17 protein-coding genes are annotated in these 16634 nt (G+C 72.9%); 7 read left to right on the top strand and 10 right to left on the bottom strand.

Annotated elements, in window-relative coordinates:
• Nucleotides 1-18: 18 nt before the first annotated feature.
• From ACIBI5_RS22735 to ACIBI5_RS22720, 4 genes are read left to right on the top strand one after another with little or no spacing between them, the layout of a single operon-like run.
• Nucleotides 19-993, top strand: coding sequence for a helix-turn-helix transcriptional regulator (locus ACIBI5_RS22735; RefSeq protein ID WP_397249765.1), 975 nt, complete (start codon nt 19-21; stop codon nt 991-993).
• 30 nt (nt 994-1023) lie between these two features.
• Nucleotides 1024-1653, top strand: a complete 630-nt coding sequence (locus ACIBI5_RS22730) for a LysE family translocator (protein ID WP_397249763.1) — start codon at nt 1024-1026, stop codon at nt 1651-1653.
• Complete coding sequence (locus tag ACIBI5_RS22725) at nt 1650-2381, top strand: alpha/beta fold hydrolase (protein ID WP_397249761.1); 732 nt, start codon at nt 1650-1652, stop codon at nt 2379-2381. Before ACIBI5_RS22730 ends, ACIBI5_RS22725 begins: the two co-directional genes overlap by 4 nt.
• 3 nt (nt 2382-2384) lie before the next feature.
• A complete protein-coding gene (locus ACIBI5_RS22720) occupies nt 2385-2597 on the top strand; it encodes a hypothetical protein (protein ID WP_379627807.1) in 213 nt (70 codons plus the stop codon).
• 4 nt (nt 2598-2601) lie between these two features.
• On the opposite strand, the gene ACIBI5_RS22715 is transcribed toward ACIBI5_RS22720, so the two are convergent.
• Genes ACIBI5_RS22715 through ACIBI5_RS22700 form a run of 4 tightly spaced genes read right to left on the bottom strand, consistent with a single transcriptional unit; the run spans nt 2602 to nt 4768 of the window.
• Nucleotides 2602-3033 carry an SRPBCC domain-containing protein gene (locus ACIBI5_RS22715; RefSeq protein WP_397249759.1) on the bottom strand — a complete coding sequence of 144 codons (432 nt, stop codon included), beginning with the start codon at nt 3031-3033 and terminating at the stop codon, nt 2602-2604.
• The gene (locus ACIBI5_RS22710; protein WP_397249757.1) at nt 3030-3353 is read right to left on the bottom strand and encodes an ArsR/SmtB family transcription factor; all 324 of its coding nucleotides are present in this window, start codon (nt 3351-3353) and stop codon (nt 3030-3032) included. Before ACIBI5_RS22710 ends, ACIBI5_RS22715 begins: the two co-directional genes overlap by 4 nt.
• 12 nt (nt 3354-3365) lie before the next feature.
• Nucleotides 3366-3887 carry a GNAT family N-acetyltransferase gene (locus ACIBI5_RS22705; protein ID WP_397249755.1) on the bottom strand — a complete coding sequence of 174 codons (522 nt, stop codon included), beginning with the start codon at nt 3885-3887 and terminating at the stop codon, nt 3366-3368.
• Between the two features lie 2 nt (nt 3888-3889).
• Entirely contained in the window at nt 3890-4768 is an 879-nt protein-coding gene (locus tag ACIBI5_RS22700; RefSeq protein WP_397249753.1) for a hypothetical protein, read from the bottom strand.
• Between the two features lie 29 nt (nt 4769-4797).
• Between ACIBI5_RS22700 and ACIBI5_RS22695 the strand changes: the two genes are divergently transcribed.
• A complete protein-coding gene (locus ACIBI5_RS22695; protein ID WP_397249751.1) occupies nt 4798-5424 on the top strand; it encodes a CGNR zinc finger domain-containing protein in 627 nt (208 codons plus the stop codon).
• Between the two features lies 1 nt (nt 5425).
• Here the strand turns inward: ACIBI5_RS22695 and ACIBI5_RS22690 are convergent, their stop codons facing one another.
• From ACIBI5_RS22690 to ACIBI5_RS22670, 5 genes are all read right to left on the bottom strand, one after another.
• A complete protein-coding gene (locus ACIBI5_RS22690; RefSeq protein WP_397249749.1) occupies nt 5426-6172 on the bottom strand; it encodes a response regulator in 747 nt (248 codons plus the stop codon).
• A complete protein-coding gene (locus ACIBI5_RS22685) occupies nt 6169-7398 on the bottom strand; it encodes a sensor histidine kinase (protein ID WP_397249747.1) in 1230 nt (409 codons plus the stop codon). Before ACIBI5_RS22685 ends, ACIBI5_RS22690 begins: the two co-directional genes overlap by 4 nt.
• A 4-nt stretch (nt 7399-7402) precedes the next feature.
• On the bottom strand, nt 7403-8842 hold the full coding sequence (locus tag ACIBI5_RS22680) for an alpha/beta hydrolase (RefSeq protein ID WP_397249745.1): 1440 nt from the start codon (nt 8840-8842) through the stop codon (nt 7403-7405).
• Between the two features lie 169 nt (nt 8843-9011).
• Nucleotides 9012-9773: an SDR family NAD(P)-dependent oxidoreductase gene (locus tag ACIBI5_RS22675; protein WP_397249743.1), complete on the bottom strand. Its 762-nt coding sequence runs from the start codon at nt 9771-9773 to the stop codon at nt 9012-9014.
• Nucleotides 9774-9798: 25 nt separating this feature from the next.
• Complete coding sequence (locus tag ACIBI5_RS22670; RefSeq protein WP_397249741.1) at nt 9799-10413, bottom strand: hypothetical protein; 615 nt, start codon at nt 10411-10413, stop codon at nt 9799-9801.
• 145 nt (nt 10414-10558) lie between these two features.
• Between ACIBI5_RS22670 and ACIBI5_RS22665 the strand changes: the two genes are divergently transcribed.
• Nucleotides 10559-12811 (top strand): HelD family protein, encoded by a 2253-nt coding sequence (locus tag ACIBI5_RS22665; protein WP_397249739.1) that lies wholly within the window; start codon nt 10559-10561, stop codon nt 12809-12811.
• 2 nt (nt 12812-12813) lie between these two features.
• Here the strand turns inward: ACIBI5_RS22665 and ACIBI5_RS22660 are convergent, their stop codons facing one another.
• A complete protein-coding gene (locus ACIBI5_RS22660; protein ID WP_397249737.1) occupies nt 12814-13251 on the bottom strand; it encodes a MarR family winged helix-turn-helix transcriptional regulator in 438 nt (145 codons plus the stop codon).
• Between the two features lie 103 nt (nt 13252-13354).
• On the opposite strand from ACIBI5_RS22660, the gene ACIBI5_RS22655 reads away from it, so the two are divergent.
• Nucleotides 13355-16600, top strand: a complete 3246-nt coding sequence (locus tag ACIBI5_RS22655; protein WP_397249735.1) for an efflux RND transporter permease subunit — start codon at nt 13355-13357, stop codon at nt 16598-16600.
• Nucleotides 16601-16634 lie beyond the last annotated feature (34 nt).

Raw genomic sequence — 16634 nt, 5'->3', positions numbered from 1 at the left:
ATCGCGTAGGGTGCTGGCATGCGCGCCAGCCGCCTGCTCTCCCTGCTCCTTCTGCTCCAGACGCGGGGCAGGATGACGGCGGGCGAGCTGGCAGGGGAGCTGGAGGTGTCGGTCAGGACCGTCTACCGCGACGTGGACGCGTTGTCGGCGGCGGGCGTCCCGGTCTACGCCGACCGCGGCCCGGCCGGCGGCTACCAGTTGCTCGACGGCTACCGCACCCGGCTCAACGGCCTGACCGCCGAGGAGGCCTCGTCGCTGTTCCTGGCGGGCCTGCCCGGCCCGGCGGCGGAGCTGGGGCTGTCGGAGGTCGTGGCCAACGCCGAGCTGAAACTGCTGGCGGCGCTGCCGCCGGAGCCGCGCTCGCAGGCCTCGCGCATGCGTGAGCGGTTCCTGCTCGACGTGCCCGGCTGGTACCGGGGGGCCGACGACGTGCCGCTCCTGAGCGTGGTGGCCGAGGCGGTGTGGGAGCAGCGGGCGGTGCGGATGACCTACCGGCGCTGGGGGCAGCAGGTGGTCGAGCGCCTCGTGCACCCGTACGGGCTGGTGCTGAAGGGCGGCTCCTGGTACCTGGTGGCGGCTCCGGCCGCGGGCGGCGACCCGCGCACCTACCGGGTCTCGCGCGTCCTGACCGCCGAGCCGGGCGGGCACTCCTTCGAGCGGCCGGGCGACTTCGAGCTGGGCGGCTTCTGGCGGGCCTACGCGCAGGAGTTCCGCGAACGCATGTACACGGCCGAGGCGGTGATCAGGACGGCGCCCGGCGTCGAGAAGCTGCTGGCCTACACGATGGGCGACGACGTCGTGGCCGGGGCGATGGCGGCGGCGGGTGAGCCGGACGCCGAGGGCCGGCGCACGCTCACGGTGCCGATCGAGTCGATCACCCACGCCCGGTGGCTGCTGCTGCGCATGGGCGCGAGTGTGGAGGTGCTCGGGCCTCCTGAGCTGCGCGAGCTGATGGCCGAGGCGGTGGCGGAGCTGGGGAAAATCTACGGCTGACATGTCCTGACGCGTGCGAGTATGGCCGCCATGTATCTTTTCGCGTTCATCGGCGCGTGCGTCCTGGTGGCGATGGTCCCCGGGGTGAGCACCGCGATCATCCTGCGCCAGACGTTGCGCGCGGGCCGCGGCTCCGGCATGGCCGCCACCCTCGGCAACGAGACCGGCATCTTCCTGTGGGCCCTGGCCGCCGCCTTCGGCCTGTCGGCTCTGCTGCTGGCCTCCCAGCTCGCCTACGACGTGATGCGGGTGGCCGGCGCCTGCGTCCTGCTGTACATGGGGGCGCAGTCGCTGTGGCAGGCCCGCAAGCGCCGCCGGGACGCGGCCGGTCCCGAGCTCGCCGAGCCCGTGGCCGTGGACGGCTGGCGCCGGTCCTACCTCGCCGGTCTCGGCACCTGCCTGGCCAACCCGAAGGCCGCGGTGTTCGCCATGTCGTTCCTGCCCCAGTTCGTGCCCCAAGGCCAGAACGTGCCGCTCACGCTCGTCGCCCTCGCCGTCATCTGGGTGCTCGTCGACACCCTCTGGTACGGCCTGGTCATCTGGACGGTCGCGCGCGCCAAGACGGTGCTCTCCCGCCCGTCCGTGCGCCGCCGCCTGGAGCAGATCTCCGGCGTCGTGCTCATCGGGCTCGGCGTGCGCCTGGTCCTGGAGGCACGATGACGATCTGGTACGGCGCCGCCGGATCCGGCGACCCGGTGCTGCTGCTCCACGCGGGTGTGGCCGACTCCCGCATGTGGGAGCCCCAGATGCCGGAGCTGACCGGGCGCTTCCGGGTCATCACCCCGGACTTCCGCGGCTTCGGCCGTACCCCCTATGAGGCGGCGGAGCCGTTCAGCACCTGCGGAGACGTCGCGGACGTGCTGGAGGCGGAGGGTCACGAGCGCGTGGCCGTCGTCGCCTCCTCCTACGGCTGCCGCATCGCCCTCCAACTGGCCCAGCAGGGCCGCGCCACCCGCCTGGTGCTGCTCAACCCGGGCTCCTCCGACGTGCCGAAGACCGACGACATGAAGGCGTTCGGCGCCGAGGAGGACCGGCTGCTGGAGCTGGGCGACATCAGGGGCGCCGCCGAGCTGAACGCCGCCACGTGGCTCGGCCCCCACGCCACGGACGAGGCGCGCGCGCTGGTCGTGGAGATGCAGGCGAACGCCTTCTCGCTGCAGCTCGGCCGCGACGTGGACGAGTTCGAGCCGGACTTCACGCTCGCCGAGATCGACGTGCCCGCCCTGGTCGCCGGCGGCGCCCACGACCTGCTCCACTTCCGGCGCAGCGCCCGCCACCTGGCGGAGAACCTGCCGGACGCGCGGCTCGTGGAGCTCGACTGGGCCGGTCATCTGCCGTCCTTGGAACGTCCGAAGGTGATCACCACGCTGTTGCTGGACTACCTTTAGTCCATGACGAACGACCTGGCAGGCCTCGTACGGCAAGCACAGGACGAGGACCCGCTGCTGGCCCTGCGGGCCACGACCGCGCTGCGGCGCGAGATCGAGCGCATGGAGGCGGTGCAGGTCCGGCGGGCGCGGGTCGCGGGCCTGCCCTGGGCGACGATCGCCGACGCGATCGGGGTCAGCAAGCAGGCCGCGCACAAGAAGTACGGCAGACGCTGACCCCTCAGCGGCCGAGGAAGTCGGCGTACCACTCCAGGCCGATCTTCCAGGAGTATCCGCGGCGGATCCGCCCCGCCACGTCGGGTGGCAGCGTGTCCAGGCCGCGGTGGACCAGCACCACCTCGGTGCCGCCGGCCACCCCGCGGAACTCCACCTCGATCTCCATGGCGCCGTCGTTGAGCAGGTCGGCCCACACCAGGCGCCGGGGCGGCTCCCAGGTGAGGATCCGCCCGGTGTCGACGTGCCCGCCGTCCTTCCAGACCTCGCGCAGGTAGCCGTCCTCGAACCTGATCCCGGCCGCCCGCTCGGCGTTGACCCAGCTGTAGGGCCCGCGCACGTACCACGCGTCGATCTCGTCGGTGAACACCCGGAACGCGGTGCCGGGATCGGCGGCCACTGTCACGCTCACGGTGACCGAGTCGGTGCCCCCGCTCACCGCTCGCGCTCCACGTGCTCCTTGAACGAGCCGAGCTGCTCGGCCCAGAACGCCTGGACCTGGTCCAGCCAGGCCCGCAGCGCGGTGAAGGGCTCGGGGCGCAGGGAGTACAGGCGCAGGCGGGCGTCGTCGTCGCCGGTCTCGGCCTGGACGAGCCCGCCGGCGCGCAGCACCCGCAGATGCCGGCTGAGCGCGGGCGCGCTCATCTGGACCGCCTCGGCCAGCTCCCCGGCCGGTCGCGGCCCCTCGCGAAGCAGGTCGACCACCTTGCGCCGGGTCGGGTCGGCGAGCGCGGATAGCGTGGCGTCCAGGTCGTTCACTGTCCCCAGCCCTTAACCGTTAACGTCTGGGGCAACCATATCCCAGGTGAACACGATCACCCCGGGCCCGTCGTTGAGCCGCCGCCAGCCCAGCCGCTCGTAGAGCCGGACGGCGTCCGGCGCCTGCGTGGAGGTCAGCAGCCAGCGGCGCGGCGCGCCGGAGCACAGCTCCTCCAGCAGCCGGCCCGCCAGGCCCCGGCCGCGGGCCTGCGGCGAGACGGCCAGCTCGGTCACCTCCAGCGCCCCGATCAGCCGCCCGGCCCCGGCGATCTCCGCCGCCCACCCGTAGGACCTGCGCCGGGGCAGGGGCGACGGGGTGGGGAAGGCCGTACCGAATCCGCGGGGGCGGCCGTCCGCGGTGGCGAGCACCGCGGTGAACCCCGGCCGCCGCGAGTCCTCGTCGAGCCGCGCGCGGAAGGCCTCGACCTCGTCCTCGCCCTCGTTCCACGGCGGCGGCCCGAACGCCTCCCGGTACACCGCGACCAGGGTCTCGGCGCGGGCCCGCGCGGACTCACCCGTCAGTCGCTCGATCATCGTCAGTCCGGGGCCTTGACGGTGGCGATGCCCAGCGTGCTGGTCATGGGCAGGACGCCGGCCTGGAAGACCGCGCCCAGGACCGGGCCGTTGAGCTGGGCCAGGCGCTGGGCGCGTTCCTCGCCCAGGCCGCGCCACGGCGCGGCGGCCAGGTCGTCGGTCATGCGTTCCACCTGGTCGCGCAGCGCGCGTCCCGCGTCGGTGGCCAGGCCGTCGGCGCCGATGAGCCCGCGCTCGCGCAGCCGTTCCCCGGCGGCCGCCCATTCCTGGGGGCTCCAGCCGCGCCCGGCGAAGGTCTCGACCGGCGCGGCGCCGATGGCGGCGAAGGAGACGAGCGACTCGCAGCCGTCCAGCCCGGCCGCCTGGAGCGCGGCGAGGTGCCCGTCGCCGCGGTGCTCGCGCAGGATGGTCGCCGCCTGCCAGAGCACCAGGTGCGGTTCGGCGGCCCAGGGCTGGTCGAGGTTGGCGGCGGCCAGGGGGCGTCCCGGCGTGGTGACGCTCTCGGCCGCGGACCGGGCCAGCTCGGCGGCCTCGGCCAGGCCGGGGGAGGTCAGGTGGTCGCCCAGCCAGTCGCGGTAGAGGTGGTCCACGGCTTCCAGGCGGGCCGTCAGCACCTCGGCGGGGGAGGCGGTCGCCCAGATCCCGGGTACGCAACCGGCGACCATGGCCGGGCTGAAGCTGTAGTAGGCGGCGCTGACCAGGTGCGGGCCGGCCGCCCCCAGCGGCGCGGTGCGCCAGGCGAAGTAGCTCGGCCAGCGCGACTCGACGTCGTAGCCGAGCTTCGCGGCCCGCTCGAAGGCCTGCGGGGCGAAGTAGACGGCGGCGTGGACCGGCTCCAACTGGTGCCACATGCTGCGGGCAAGCCTGGAGATCGTGGACATGAGGCGTCCTCTCACTGTCTAATAAGGTTATGGCAGTGACGATAGACGTGTGGCGCATCACTGGTCAATCCCAAATAGACAGTTATGTCGGGCGGTGGGCGGAGCTGGCCGTCGTGCTGGTGAACGCCCTCGCCGTCGACCACACGCAGGGCCGTACCCGGCCCCTTCCCGAGACGCCGGCCGAACGGCTGGCGGCGCTCGAACCCGCGCTGGCCGACTGGCGCGCCCGCCATCCCCGCCCCCCGGGCGACGGCGGCCCGCTCGACACCGGCCGGCTGGCCGAGGCGGCCACGGCCCTGCGCCCCGCCTTCCTGGCCGGACCGTACGCGGGCGTGGCCGAGCTCAACACCCTCCTGGTACGGCACGGCGCCGTCCCCAACCTCCACGGCGAGCCCCCGGTCCTGGCCTTCCACGCGGTCGAGGCCGACGTGGCCGGTGCGATGGCCGCGGACGCGGGCACGGCACTGGCGATGGTCATCGGCGTGGGGCAGGGGGAGCGGCTGGCCGCGTGTCAGGCGGCGGGCTGCGAGCTGGTGTTCTTCGACGTCACGCGTAACGCCTCGCGCCGGTTCTGCGGGCTGGCCTGCCAGAACCGCGCCAAGGCCGCCGCGTACCGGGCGCGGCGTGGCGGCCCGGCCAGGAGGTCCGCGACGTGAATCAGTGTCCCGGTGTCACCAGGCCGGACTCGTAGGCGACCACGACCAGCTGGGCGCGGTCGTGGGCGTCGAGCTTGGCCAGCAGGCGGCGGATGTGGGTCTTGACCGTCACGCGGGAGATGCCCAGGTGCTCGGCGATCTGGTCGTTGGTGTGGCCGCGGGCGATCTGCAGCAGCACCTCCCGCTCGCGCTCGCTCAACCCGGCCAGCTCGGCCATCGGCACGCTCGCGCGACCCGCGCCCCCGTCACCGCCGATCCCGTGACGGCCGGTTCCATGGCGGCCGGTCCCGTGACGGCCGTTCCCGGCGCCGCCGGGGCGGCGGGCGAACTCGGCGATCAGGCGTGTGGTGACGCTGGGCGCGAGCAGGGCCTGCCCGTCGGCGACCACGCGCAACGCGGCCAGCAGATCGGCGGCAGGGGTGTCCTTCAGCAGGAACCCGCTGGCCCCGGCGCGCAGCGCCCCGTAGACGTACTCGTCGAGGTCGAAGGTGGTGAGGACCAGCACGCGCACCCCCTCGGCGTCGGGCAGGGCGCGGATGAGGCCGGTGGCCTCCAGGCCTGTCATGCCGGGCATGCGGATGTCCATGAGCACGACGTCGGGAAGCAGCTCGGCGGCCAGGGCGACGGCCTCGCCGCCGGTGCCCGCCTCGCCCACGGTGACCAGGTCGTCCGAGCTGTCGATGAGCATGCGGAACGCCGCCCGCACCAGCCGCTCGTCGTCGGCGACGAGGATCGTGCGCCGCTTCACCGCTCCTCCTGGGCGGGCTGCCGCACGGGTCGCGGCGCGGACTCGTCGGGCAGGAACGCCTCGACGGCGAATCCGCCCCCGGACAGGGGCCCCGCCGTCAGCTCGCCGCCGTAGAGCGCGACGCGCTCGCGCATCCCCGCCAGCCCGTGGCCGCCGTCGCCCGGCGCTCCGGCACGCCGGCCGGGTGAGTCCGCGCCGGTTCGCGGGCCCTCGTCGGTGATCCGCACCCGCACCCCGTCGCGGGCGGCGGTGACGGTGACCAGGCAGCGCGTGGGCGCGGCGTGCTTGGCCGTGTTGGTGAGCGCCTCCTGGACCAGCCGGTACACGGTCAGCCCCGGCCCGTTGCCCAGCCGGAGCCCGGGGTCCACGTCGAGGGTGACCTCGACGCCCGCCGCCCCGGCGGCGCGGACCAGCTCGGGCAGGGCGGCCGGCCCCGGCGCGTCACACGGGGCGCCGTCGTCCTCGCGGCGCAGGAGCCCGAGCATGCGCCGCATCTCGACCTGCGCGGCCCTGCCGGTCGCCTCGATCTGGGCCAGGGCCTCGCGCGCCGCCGCCGGCCGCGCCTCGGCCACGTGCGCGGCCACGGACGCCTGGACGGTGATCACGCTCATGCTGTGCGCCACGCTGTCGTGCAGGTCCCTGGCGATGCGCAGGCGCTCGTCGAGTACGGCTTCGCGCGCGGTCCTGGCCGCCAGCCGCGTCATGTACAGGCGGCGCTCGCGCACGACCAGACCCGTGACCCACTGGCTGGCGAACAGGAACCAGCAGATCAGCACCGCTCCCACCGCCTCGGGCGGGGGCCGCGTGGCGAGGACGAGCGCGCTCAGCCCGATGCCCGCGGCCAGCAGAGCGGCCAGGGCGGTGGCGCGCCGGCAGTGGACCGCGACCGTGTACAGGGCGATGGTCACCGCCATCGGCTGGTTCCAGGCCAGCACCCGCAGCGCGTCGGGGAACCCGCCGACCTCCAGCGGCCCGGTCGGCACGTTCCCGGCCAGCAGCGACAGGGCGGCCGCGGCGAAGATGACGACCAGCACCGGCAGGGGCCACAGCCGCCGCACCGCGAGCGGCGCGTACATGCACACGATGTACGGCGCCGCCGCGGGTGTCCCGAGCACCACGGCCGCGCCGCCCAGCAGAAGGGTGAGACCGGCGGCCATGGCCACGTCCAGCGCTACCCAGTGCCGGTGGCGCAGCCGTCCCACCAGCAGCAGAGGGCGCTCGTCCATGGGTTCACCGTACGGCAGGGCAGGACAGGTTCCGGCCTGGCCGTTCGCCGCGCAGCAGGTATCCCTCGACCGCGCCGGTGACGCACGGCCCGCCGTCGGGGTAGGCGCCGTGCATGTCGCCCTCGTAGGTGACGAGGATGCCGGTGCGCAACTGCCTGGCGAGACTGGCGGCGCCGCTCAGCGGGGCGGCGACGTCCTTGCGGGAGCCGATGACGACGACGGGTGTGGCGCCGGTGTGCGCGACGGTGCGGCCCTCCGCGTCGGCCCCGACCGGCCAGTACCGGCAGGCCGCGGCGAGGAACCCGCTGGTGACCCCGATCGGCCCGAACACGGGCGACAGGCGGCTCAGCTCGGCCTGGTCGCGGCGCAGCTCCTTCTCGCCGGGGCGGATGCGGTCGCGGCAGTAGACGGCGAGGTTGGTGGCGGTGCCCGCATAGGAGCCGTAGGTGCCGTCGGGCAGCGGCTGGGTCACGTAGTCGGAGACGGCCAGCAGGGTCTCGCCGTCGCCCTTGACCGCCTGGCCGATGGCCGCCGACAGGCCGGGCCAGGCTTCGCGCGTGGTGGCGAAGGTCAGGGCGGAGGTGGCCAGGGCGCGGCCGAGCCGGCGCTTGCCGACCTGCAGGGGGTCGTGCTCCAGGCGCTTGAGCAGGCGTTCGACGGTTCTGCCCGGGTTCTTGCCCAGTTCGCAGGCGCGGCGGGCGCAGTCGGCGAGGAAGCGTTCGTAGCCGGTCTGGAGGGCGAGGGTGACGCCGCGTTCCAGCTGGAGGAGGCTCTGGCGGGGTTCGACGCCGGCGTCGAGCACCATCCTGCCGAGCCTGCCGGGGAAGAGGGTGGCGTAGACGCCGCCGAGGGCACTGCCGTAGGACTTGCCGTAGTAGTGGAGTTTGTCCTCGCCGAGCGCGGCGCGCAGGAGGTCCAGGTCGCGGGCGGTGTCGGCGGTGCCGGCGTGCGGCAGGATCCTGGCGGAGTCCTTGGCGCAGGCGCGGGCGAACGCGGCCGTCTCGCGGCGGAACGCCTTGGTGTAGCCGGGGTTGAGCTCGACCAGGCGGGCGAAGGCGCGGCCGTCGCCGCAGCGCACCGGCGCGGTGCCGCCGGAGCCGCGCGGGTCGAAGCCGATCAGGTCGTATCCGGCGCGCAGCGCCGCGTACTGGGCATGGGCGGCGCCCAGGATGGCGACGCCGTTGCCGCCGCCGCCGAAGTTCATGACCAGCGAGCCGATCCGCCTGCCGGTGGCCTTGAAGCGGGAGACGGCGACGTCGAGGGTGCCGGCCTTGGGGTCGGCGTGGTCGAGGGGGACGGTGAGCGTCCCGCACTCCATGCCCGCCACCTTCTGGGCGCAGGCGCCCCAGGAGATGGCGGGTGTGGCGGCCTGGGCGGCCGGGGCGGCGAGCCCGGTGAGCAGGAGGGCTCCGGCGAGCAGGGACGCGGCCGGGTATCTGAGCAAGGCAACCGCCTTCGTGTCGGTGTGTGTGCTCAAAACCCTTCCAGCACGGGGCCGCGCGGGCGTCCTCACCTGGGACGAAACCCCTGGAGCGCCCCTCCGCCGGCCGGACGATCCCCAGGGCGTACGCGCCGCTGCCGGCGCGGTTGTCAGTGCGCCGAGAAGCCGCCTGTCAGTGCACCGAGAAGCCGCCGTCGACGAAGAGCTGCTGGCCGGTGACGAAGGCCGAGGCGGAGGAGGCGAGGAAGACGGCGGCGCCGGCGAAGTCGGCGGGCAGGCCGTTGCGGCCGCTCATGTGACGGGCGGCGAGTTCCTCGGTGCGTCCGGGGATGGCCTGGGCGGGTTCGGTGAGCGGGGTCAGCACGAAGCCGGGGATGATCGTGTTGACGCACACGCCGTCGCGGGACCAGGCCTCGGCCTGGGAGCGGGTGAGGCCGGCGATGGCGGCCTTGGCGGCGCCGTACACGCCGCTGTCGCCGAAGGCGCTGTTGGTCTGCTGCGAGCCGACGTTGAGGATGCGGCCCCAGCCGCGCGCGGCCATGCGGGGGCCGTGGTGCTGGCCGAGGAGGTAGGGGGCGGTGAGGTTGAGCGCGATGGTCTGCTCGTAGTCGTCGTCGGTGAGCTCGGCCATGGGTTTGCGAATGTTGTTGGCGGCGTCGTTGACGAGGATGTCGATCTCTCCGCCCTCCTCGACGACCCGGTCGAGGTCGGCCCGGTCGCCGAGGTCGGCGCTGATCCATGAGGCCTTGACCCCGTGCGCGGCCAGCCGGTCGGCGGCCCGGCGCAGCTCGGGCCGCCGACGGGCGACGATGACCACCTCGGCGCCGGCGCGGCCGATGGCCTCGGCCATGGTGTAGCCGATGCCGGAGCTGCCGCCGGTGACGAGGGCGCGGCGGCCGGTCAGGGAGAACAGTTCGGTCAGGTAAGCGGACACGGCCTCGAAGTTAGCAGCGCGCCCCTCACTCCCTCTCGGGCAGGCGCTTCTTGATGGCGAAGTCGGGCGGCATGATGCCGGGCAGCACCTTGAAGTGGCCGGGCAGGGTCTCGGGCCCGGCTTCTGGACGGGTGAGGTCGGTGACCTGCTGGGCGGTGGCGCTCTGGCCCTCGATGGTGGCGGTGACGTGGACGGTGTCGCCGTTCTCGACGCCGCCGAGGCCCTCGCGGCCGGCGTTGACGCGAGTGGTGTCGTTGACGGTGTACGCGCGGGAGAAGCCGTCCTCGCTCTTGACGGTGATGCTGTCGGCGCCGGTGGCGGTGACCTCGCCGGTGTGGGTGGCGACGGTCTGGTAGCCGCCGCCCGCCTTGGGCACGACGACCTCGCTGCGGATGCCGCCCATGGCCCTCAGGTGGGCGCGCCTGGGCGGTTCCGGGCTCGCGCTCGGGGGTTCGGCGGTCGGCTCTTCGGTGGGCGCCAGGGTCTCGGTGGGGGTGGCGCTGTCGCTGGGGGAGGGGGTGGGCGAGGCGCTGGCCGCGGTGGCCACGCCCGCTCCGCCGGCGGTGGTGATCACCAGTGCGGCGAGGGCGCCGATGATGAGCTTGCGCGGAATCACGCGGACAGGGTCTATGTCGGTCATGGCATGCCTCCTCGATCTACCGGGGAGTCAATGCCGCACGCCGTAAAACGGTCGTAAGACGCAAAAACCGCGTGCGATCGCACGCGGTAGTATGGTGAAGAGCTGGCCGATGTCCACACATGTCCAGTAAGGAGTATACCACGCGATGTCCAATCGTCAAAGTGCTCTGGCTGAGGCGATCGAGTCCGAGCAGGTCAAGGTCTCGATGTTGTACGGCAGGCTCGACCTCGCGCGCGAGCGGGCCGAGCGGGCGTTGCGCGAGGTGCACGGCGGCGGCGGGGCGGGACTGACCGCCCGGATGCTGGTCGAACGCGAGGTGACGGCGGGCGAGCAGGCCGGCCGCCTGGCCCGGCTCCACGCGGTCGAGCGGGGCCTGTGCTTCGGCCGCGTCGACGAGACCGGCGGCCGAACCCTCTACATCGGCCGCATCGGCCTGCGCGACGACGAACACGAGTCCGTCCTCGTCGACTGGCGCGCGCCGGTCGCGCGCCCCTTCTACGTCGCCACCCCCGCCGATCCCGCCGGCCTGGTACGGCGCCGCCACCTGCACACCCGCGCGCGCATGGTGGTGGGCCTGGACGACGAGGTGTTCGACCTGGCCGGGATGAGCGAGCACGACCGCCGTGACCTGGTCGGCGAGGCCGCGCTGCTGGCGGCGCTGCGCCGGGGACGAACCGGCCGGATGACCGACGTCGTGGCCACCATCCAGACCGAGCAGGACCGGGTGATCAGGGCCGGGCTCCAGGGGGCGCTGGTGGTGCAGGGCGGACCCGGCACGGGAAAGACGGTCGCGGCCCTGCACCGGGCGGCGTACCTGCTCTACACCCACCGCGACGCCCTCGACCGGCGCGGCGTGCTCGTCGTGGGCCCGAACCCGATGTTCCTGCGCTACATCGGCCAGGTGCTGCCCGCGCTGGGCGAGACGCAGGTGGTGATGGCGACGGTGGGCGAGCTGTTCCCCGGCGTGCGGGCCGCCGCGCCCGACCCGGCCCCTGTCGCGCTGGTCAAGGGCGACCTGCGGATGGCCGGCTTCGTGGCGGCGGCGGTGCGCGACCGTCAGCGCCTGCCCGAGGGCGACCTGGAGATCCTCTACGACGGCCTGCCCCTGCGGGTCGCGCACGCGAGGTGCGCCGCGCTGCGGCGGCGGGCCCGCGCGGTCCGCCTGCCGCACAACATGGCCCGCAAGCTGTTCGTGACCGAGCTGCTCAAGGAGCTGGTCGTGGCCGAGACGCGGGCTTTGGAGGCGGCGCTGCGCATCGAGGACCTGGACGACCCCGAGTACGCGCCGCTGGAGCTGGATCGCGACCTCGACGAGACCGACCTCAGGCTGGGCTCGGAGCGCCTGTGGGCGGATGAGGGCGTACGCCGCGCGGTCGACGGCCTCTGGCCGGAGCTGACCCCGGAGCGACTCATCGGCGAGACGTTCGCCGACCCGCACACGCTCGCCAGGACCGTGCCGGAAGGGCTCGACCCGCGGGCTCTGCTGCGGCCCCTGGACGCGGGGTGGACGGTCGGCGATGTCCCGCTGCTGGACGAGGCGGCCGAACTCCTGGGCGAGGACGACTCGGCCCGGCGCGCGGCGGCCCGCGAGAGTGACGGCGAGCGCGAGGAGGAGGAACTGTTCGCGAGCGAGGTGGTGCGGTTGACCGGCGTCGGCCACCTGCTGGAGGGCGGGGGACTGGCCGAGCGCCACCACGACGACGGGCCGGGGCCGAGCCTGGCCGAGCGGGCCGCCGCCGACCGCACGTGGGCCTACGGTCACGTGATCGTGGACGAGGCGCAGGAGTTGTCGGCGATGGCATGGCGGCTGGTCATGCGCCGGGTCCCGGCCCGTTCGCTGACCGTGGTCGGCGACGTGGCGCAGACCGGCTCGGCGGCCGGGGCGCGTACGTGGGCGCAGATGCTCGATCCGTACCTGGAGGGCCGGTGGCGGGAGGAACGGCTGCTGGTCAACTACCGGACGCCGGTGGAGATCATGCGGCTGGCCGCCGACGTGCTGCTGGAGATCGACCCCGGCCACGAGCCGCCGGAGTCGGTGCGTGAGGGCGGCGCCGAGCCCAGGGCGGTGGCGGGCGGGCCCGAGGTGCTGCCCGGCCTGGTGGCGGCCGAGCTGGCCGCGATCGGGGAGGGGCGGGCCGGGGTGATCGTCTCCGACGCGGAGCACGCGCGGGTGGCGGCGTTGTTCCCGGGTGGCGACGACCTTGACGCGCCGGTGGCGGTGCTGACGGTGACGCAGGCCAAAGGGCTGGAGTTCGACACGGTGGTGGTGGTCGATCCGGCGGGGATGAGCGGGCGCGACCTGTACGTGGCGGTGACGCGGGCGACGCGGCGGCTGACGGTGGTGCACGAAGGACCGCTGCCGAGGGTGCTGGCCCGGCTGGAGTCCTCTCCGGCCTAGCTTCAGAGGCAGCGGGCCACTTCGTGGATCTTCTCGGTGACCTCGGCGAGGGTCTTCAGGGTGTCGAGGTCGAGGCGTTCCATGATGCGGCGGAAGTGGCCGAGGCCGGTGTCGTTGATCTGCTCGATCAGCTCGCGGCCCGCCTCGGTCAGCCGGATGCGGCGTACCCGCCGGTCGTGGGGGTCCTCGTAGCGGCTGACCAGGCCGTGGGCGACGAGGCGGTCGACGATGCCGGTGACCGTACCGAGGCCGACGCCGAGGTTGTGCGCGAGGTCCTGACCGGAGGCCGAGCCGTGGAAGGACACGATCATGACGACCTTGAGCTGGCGCAGGGTCAGGTTGCTGTCGAAGAGGGGCGATCGATCTTGGGTGAGGAATCGCCCCAGGTCACGCTGAGTATCGGTGATCCGGCGGATCAGTTCGGCGCGTTCGTCGTCCACTCTCACCCCTTGCTTCCTGAGAAGGTTATCAGGAAGTCCACTGCTCGTTAAATATTCGTGCAAGGCGAAGTGTTAGTCTGGGGCGAACTCTGAAGGGACCCCCATGACCGCTCTCGCCCGGTTGAGCCTTGTCAACCGCAGCCTTGTGATCTTGGTCGCGATCGTGCTCAGCGCGTTCGGCGCATTCACGATTCCGCAGTTGAAGCAGCAGTTGCTGCCCTCTTTGGCCTTCCCCGGCGCGTTCGTGGTCGCCCCTTATCCGGGTGCCTCGCCGGAGATCGTGGAGGATCAGGTCACCAAGCCCATCGAGGACTCCTTCAAGGGCATCGAGGGCATGGAGCAGATCACCTCCACCTCGAAGGAGGGCTTGGCGCAGATCCAGGTGGCCTTCGCCTTCGGCACCGACATCGAGGCCTCGCTCAACAAGATGCAGACGGCGGTCAGCCGCATTCAGTCGCAGCTGCCGGACAACGTCGATCCGCAGGTCGTGGCGGGAAACACCGACGACATCCCGGTGATGGTGCTGTCGGTGGGCGACGGCGGCGACCCCCGCGGGATGGCCGAGAAACTGCGCACGATCATGGTGCCGGAATTGCAGGCGGTCGAGGGCGTACGCGAGGCGTCGGTCACCGGCACCCGCGACGAGGTGGTCACCATCACCCCCGACGCCAAGAAGATGGCCAAAGCGGGCGTGTCGGTGGCGCAGATCCCCGAGGTGCTGAAGGCCAACGGCACGCCGATCCCGGCCGGCTCGCTGACCGACGACGGCAAGTCGCTGTCGGTTCAGGTGGGCGCCCGGGTCGACTCGCTGAACAAGCTCAAGGACCTCTACCTCACCCCCGCCCAGCCCCAGGCGCAGCCGCAGAACCCGGCCCAGGCCCGTCCGCAGGGCCAGCCGCAGGGCCAGCCCCAGGCGCAGCCGCAGGGCCGCCCGCAGACCGGTCAGATCCCGGCGCAGGCCATCCCGACGCCGAAGCCGCTCAAGCCGGTCAAGCTCGGCTCCGTGGCCACGGTCGAGCGCGGCCTTGCCGAGGCGAGCACGATCACCCGCACCGACGGCCACACCAGCCTCGGCGTGTCGGTGACGATGTCGCCCGACGGCAACGCCGTGACGATCTCCGACGAGATCCGCGAGAAGCTGCCCGAGCTGACCAAGTCGCTGGGCGACTCCTCGAACACGGCGGTCGAGGTGGTCTTCGACCAGGCCCCCTACGTCCAGGAGTCGATCAAGAGCCTAACCACCGAGGGCTTGCTGGGCCTGGCCTTCGCCGTCCTGGTCATCCTGGTCTTCCTGCTGTCGGTGCGCTCGACGCTGGTGACCGCGGTCTCGATCCCGCTGTCGGTCGTCATCGCGCTGATCGCGCTCTGGGCGGGCGACTACTCGCTCAACATGCTCACGCTCGGCGCGCTCACGATCGCCGTCGGCCGCGTGGTCGACGACTCGATCGTGGTGCTGGAGAACATCAAACGCCATCTCGCGTACGGCGAGGCCAAACTCCAAGCCATCCTGACCGCGGTCCGCGAGGTGTCGGGCGCGGTCACGGCCTCGACGCTGACCACGGTGGCGGTGTTCGCGCCGATCGCGGTCGTCGGCGGCATGGTCGGCGAACTGTTCGGCCCGTTCTCGGTCACGGTGGCCGTCGCCCTGCTGGCCTCGCTGGTGGTGTCGCTGACCGTGGTGCCGGTGCTGGCGTACTGGTTCCTGAAGACGCCGAAGCTGACGCCCGAGCAGGCGCGCGCCTACCGGGAGAAGGCCGAGGCGAAGGAACTGCGCAGCCCGCTGCAGCGCATGTACCTGCCGGTGCTGCGCTTCGCGACCCGCTTCCGGGTGGTGACGCTGCTCATCGGCGTGGCCGTGTTCGTGGGCACGATGGGCCTGGCCGGGCAGATGCGGACGAACTTCCTGGACTCCTCCGGGCAGAACACGACCTCGATCAGCCAGAAGATGCCGGTCGGCACCGACCTGAAGACCACCGACGCCGCGGCCAAGAAGGTGGAGGACTCGCTGTCCGGGCTGGACGGCGTGGAGTCCTACCAGGTCAACGTGGGCGGCGGCAACCAGATGCAGGGTGGCGTCGGCGGCGGCGCCGACCGGGCCTCGTACTCGGTGACGCTGAAGGAGGACGTCGACACGGTCGCGGTGGAGCAGCGCATCCGCGAGCGGCTGGAAGGGCTGAGCGGCGTCGGCGAGGTGAAGGTCGGCGCGCAGAGCGGCGGGTTCTCCTCCGACTCGATCGACGTGATCGTCCAGGCGCCGGAGGCGGAGTCGCTGCGCACGGCGTCCGAGGCGGTCAAGGCCGCGATGGCCGACGTGCCGGGCCTGCGTGACGTCTCCTCGAACCTGGAGGCCAGCGCGCCGCGCGTCGAAGTGCGGGTGGACCGGGAGAAGGCGGCCGAGAAGGGCCTGTCGGAGGCCCAGGTGGGCCAGGCCGTGGCGCAGGCCTTCCGCGGCGCGCCGCTGGGTGAGGTCACGCTCGACGGCCGCTCCTCCGACCTGGTGCTGCGCGGCGACGACGCACCCTCCGACATCAAGGAGATCGAGAAGCTGAAGCTGCCGACCGCGGCCGGCCTGGTGAAGCTGTCGTCGGTGGCCGACGTCGAAGAGGTGGCCGGGCCGACGCAGGTCTCGCGCATCGACGGCGAGCGCTCGGCGACCATCTCGGCCAAGGCGGCCGGCAGCGACCTGGGCAGCGTGACGCAGACGCTGACGACGAAGCTGGACGGCGTGGCCCTGGGCGCCGGCGCCTCCTACACCATCGGCGGCGTCTCGGCCGACCAGGCGGAGGCGTTCTCGGACCTGGGCATCGCGATGCTCGCGGCGATCGCGATCGTCTTCATGATCATGGTGGCGACGTTCCGCTCGTTCATCCAGCCGCTGATTCTGCTGGTGTCGATCCCGTTCGCGGCGACCGGCGCGATCGGCCTGCTGGTGGCCACGGACACGGCGCTGGGCGTGCCGGCGCTGATCGGCATGCTGATGCTGATCGGCATCGTGGTCACGAACGCGATCGTGCTGATCGACCTGATCAACCAGTACCGCGAGCAGGGGATGGGCATCGTCGACGCGGTCGTCGAAGGCGGCAGGCGCAGGCTGCGGCCGATCCTCATGACGGCGGTGGCGACGATCTGCGCCCTCACCCCGATGGCGCTGGGCGTGACCGGATCGGGAGGGTTCATCTCGCAGCCGCTGGCGATCGTGGTCATCGGCGGCCTGATCTCCTCGACGCTGCTGACCCTCGTGCTGGTCCCGACTCTGTACACGATGGTCGAGCGCACGAAGGACCGCCTGCGCCGCAAGCCCGCGGCCGAGGTGGAGGAAGAGCCGAAGGTCCTGGCCTCGGCGCCCTGATCCGGGGGGTATGAGCGCGCTGCGGCGGACGGGT

It is taken from the genome of Nonomuraea sp. NPDC050540, from assembly GCF_044457485.1.
GTDB lineage: Bacteria > Actinomycetota > Actinomycetes > Streptosporangiales > Streptosporangiaceae > Nonomuraea.
This window is presented reverse-complemented; position numbering and strand designations above follow the sequence as displayed.

Coding starts and splice junctions, on each gene's coding strand:
- ACIBI5_RS22700 (WP_397249753.1), bottom strand. CDS start 4,768: ATGTCCACGATCTCCAGGCTTGCCCGCAGCATGTGGCACCAGTTGGAG.
- ACIBI5_RS22735 (WP_397249765.1), top strand. CDS start 19: ATGCGCGCCAGCCGCCTGCTCTCCCTGCTCCTTCTGCTCCAGACGCGG.
- ACIBI5_RS22720 (WP_379627807.1), top strand. CDS start 2,385: ATGACGAACGACCTGGCAGGCCTCGTACGGCAAGCACAGGACGAGGAC.
- ACIBI5_RS22670 (WP_397249741.1), bottom strand. CDS start 10,413: ATGACCGACATAGACCCTGTCCGCGTGATTCCGCGCAAGCTCATCATC.
- ACIBI5_RS22695 (WP_397249751.1), top strand. CDS start 4,798: ATGGCAGTGACGATAGACGTGTGGCGCATCACTGGTCAATCCCAAATA.
- ACIBI5_RS22725 (WP_397249761.1), top strand. CDS start 1,650: ATGACGATCTGGTACGGCGCCGCCGGATCCGGCGACCCGGTGCTGCTG.
- ACIBI5_RS22665 (WP_397249739.1), top strand. CDS start 10,559: ATGTCCAATCGTCAAAGTGCTCTGGCTGAGGCGATCGAGTCCGAGCAG.
- ACIBI5_RS22705 (WP_397249755.1), bottom strand. CDS start 3,887: ATGATCGAGCGACTGACGGGTGAGTCCGCGCGGGCCCGCGCCGAGACC.
- ACIBI5_RS22685 (WP_397249747.1), bottom strand. CDS start 7,398: ATGGACGAGCGCCCTCTGCTGCTGGTGGGACGGCTGCGCCACCGGCAC.
- ACIBI5_RS22655 (WP_397249735.1), top strand. CDS start 13,355: ATGACCGCTCTCGCCCGGTTGAGCCTTGTCAACCGCAGCCTTGTGATC.
- ACIBI5_RS22730 (WP_397249763.1), top strand. CDS start 1,024: ATGTATCTTTTCGCGTTCATCGGCGCGTGCGTCCTGGTGGCGATGGTC.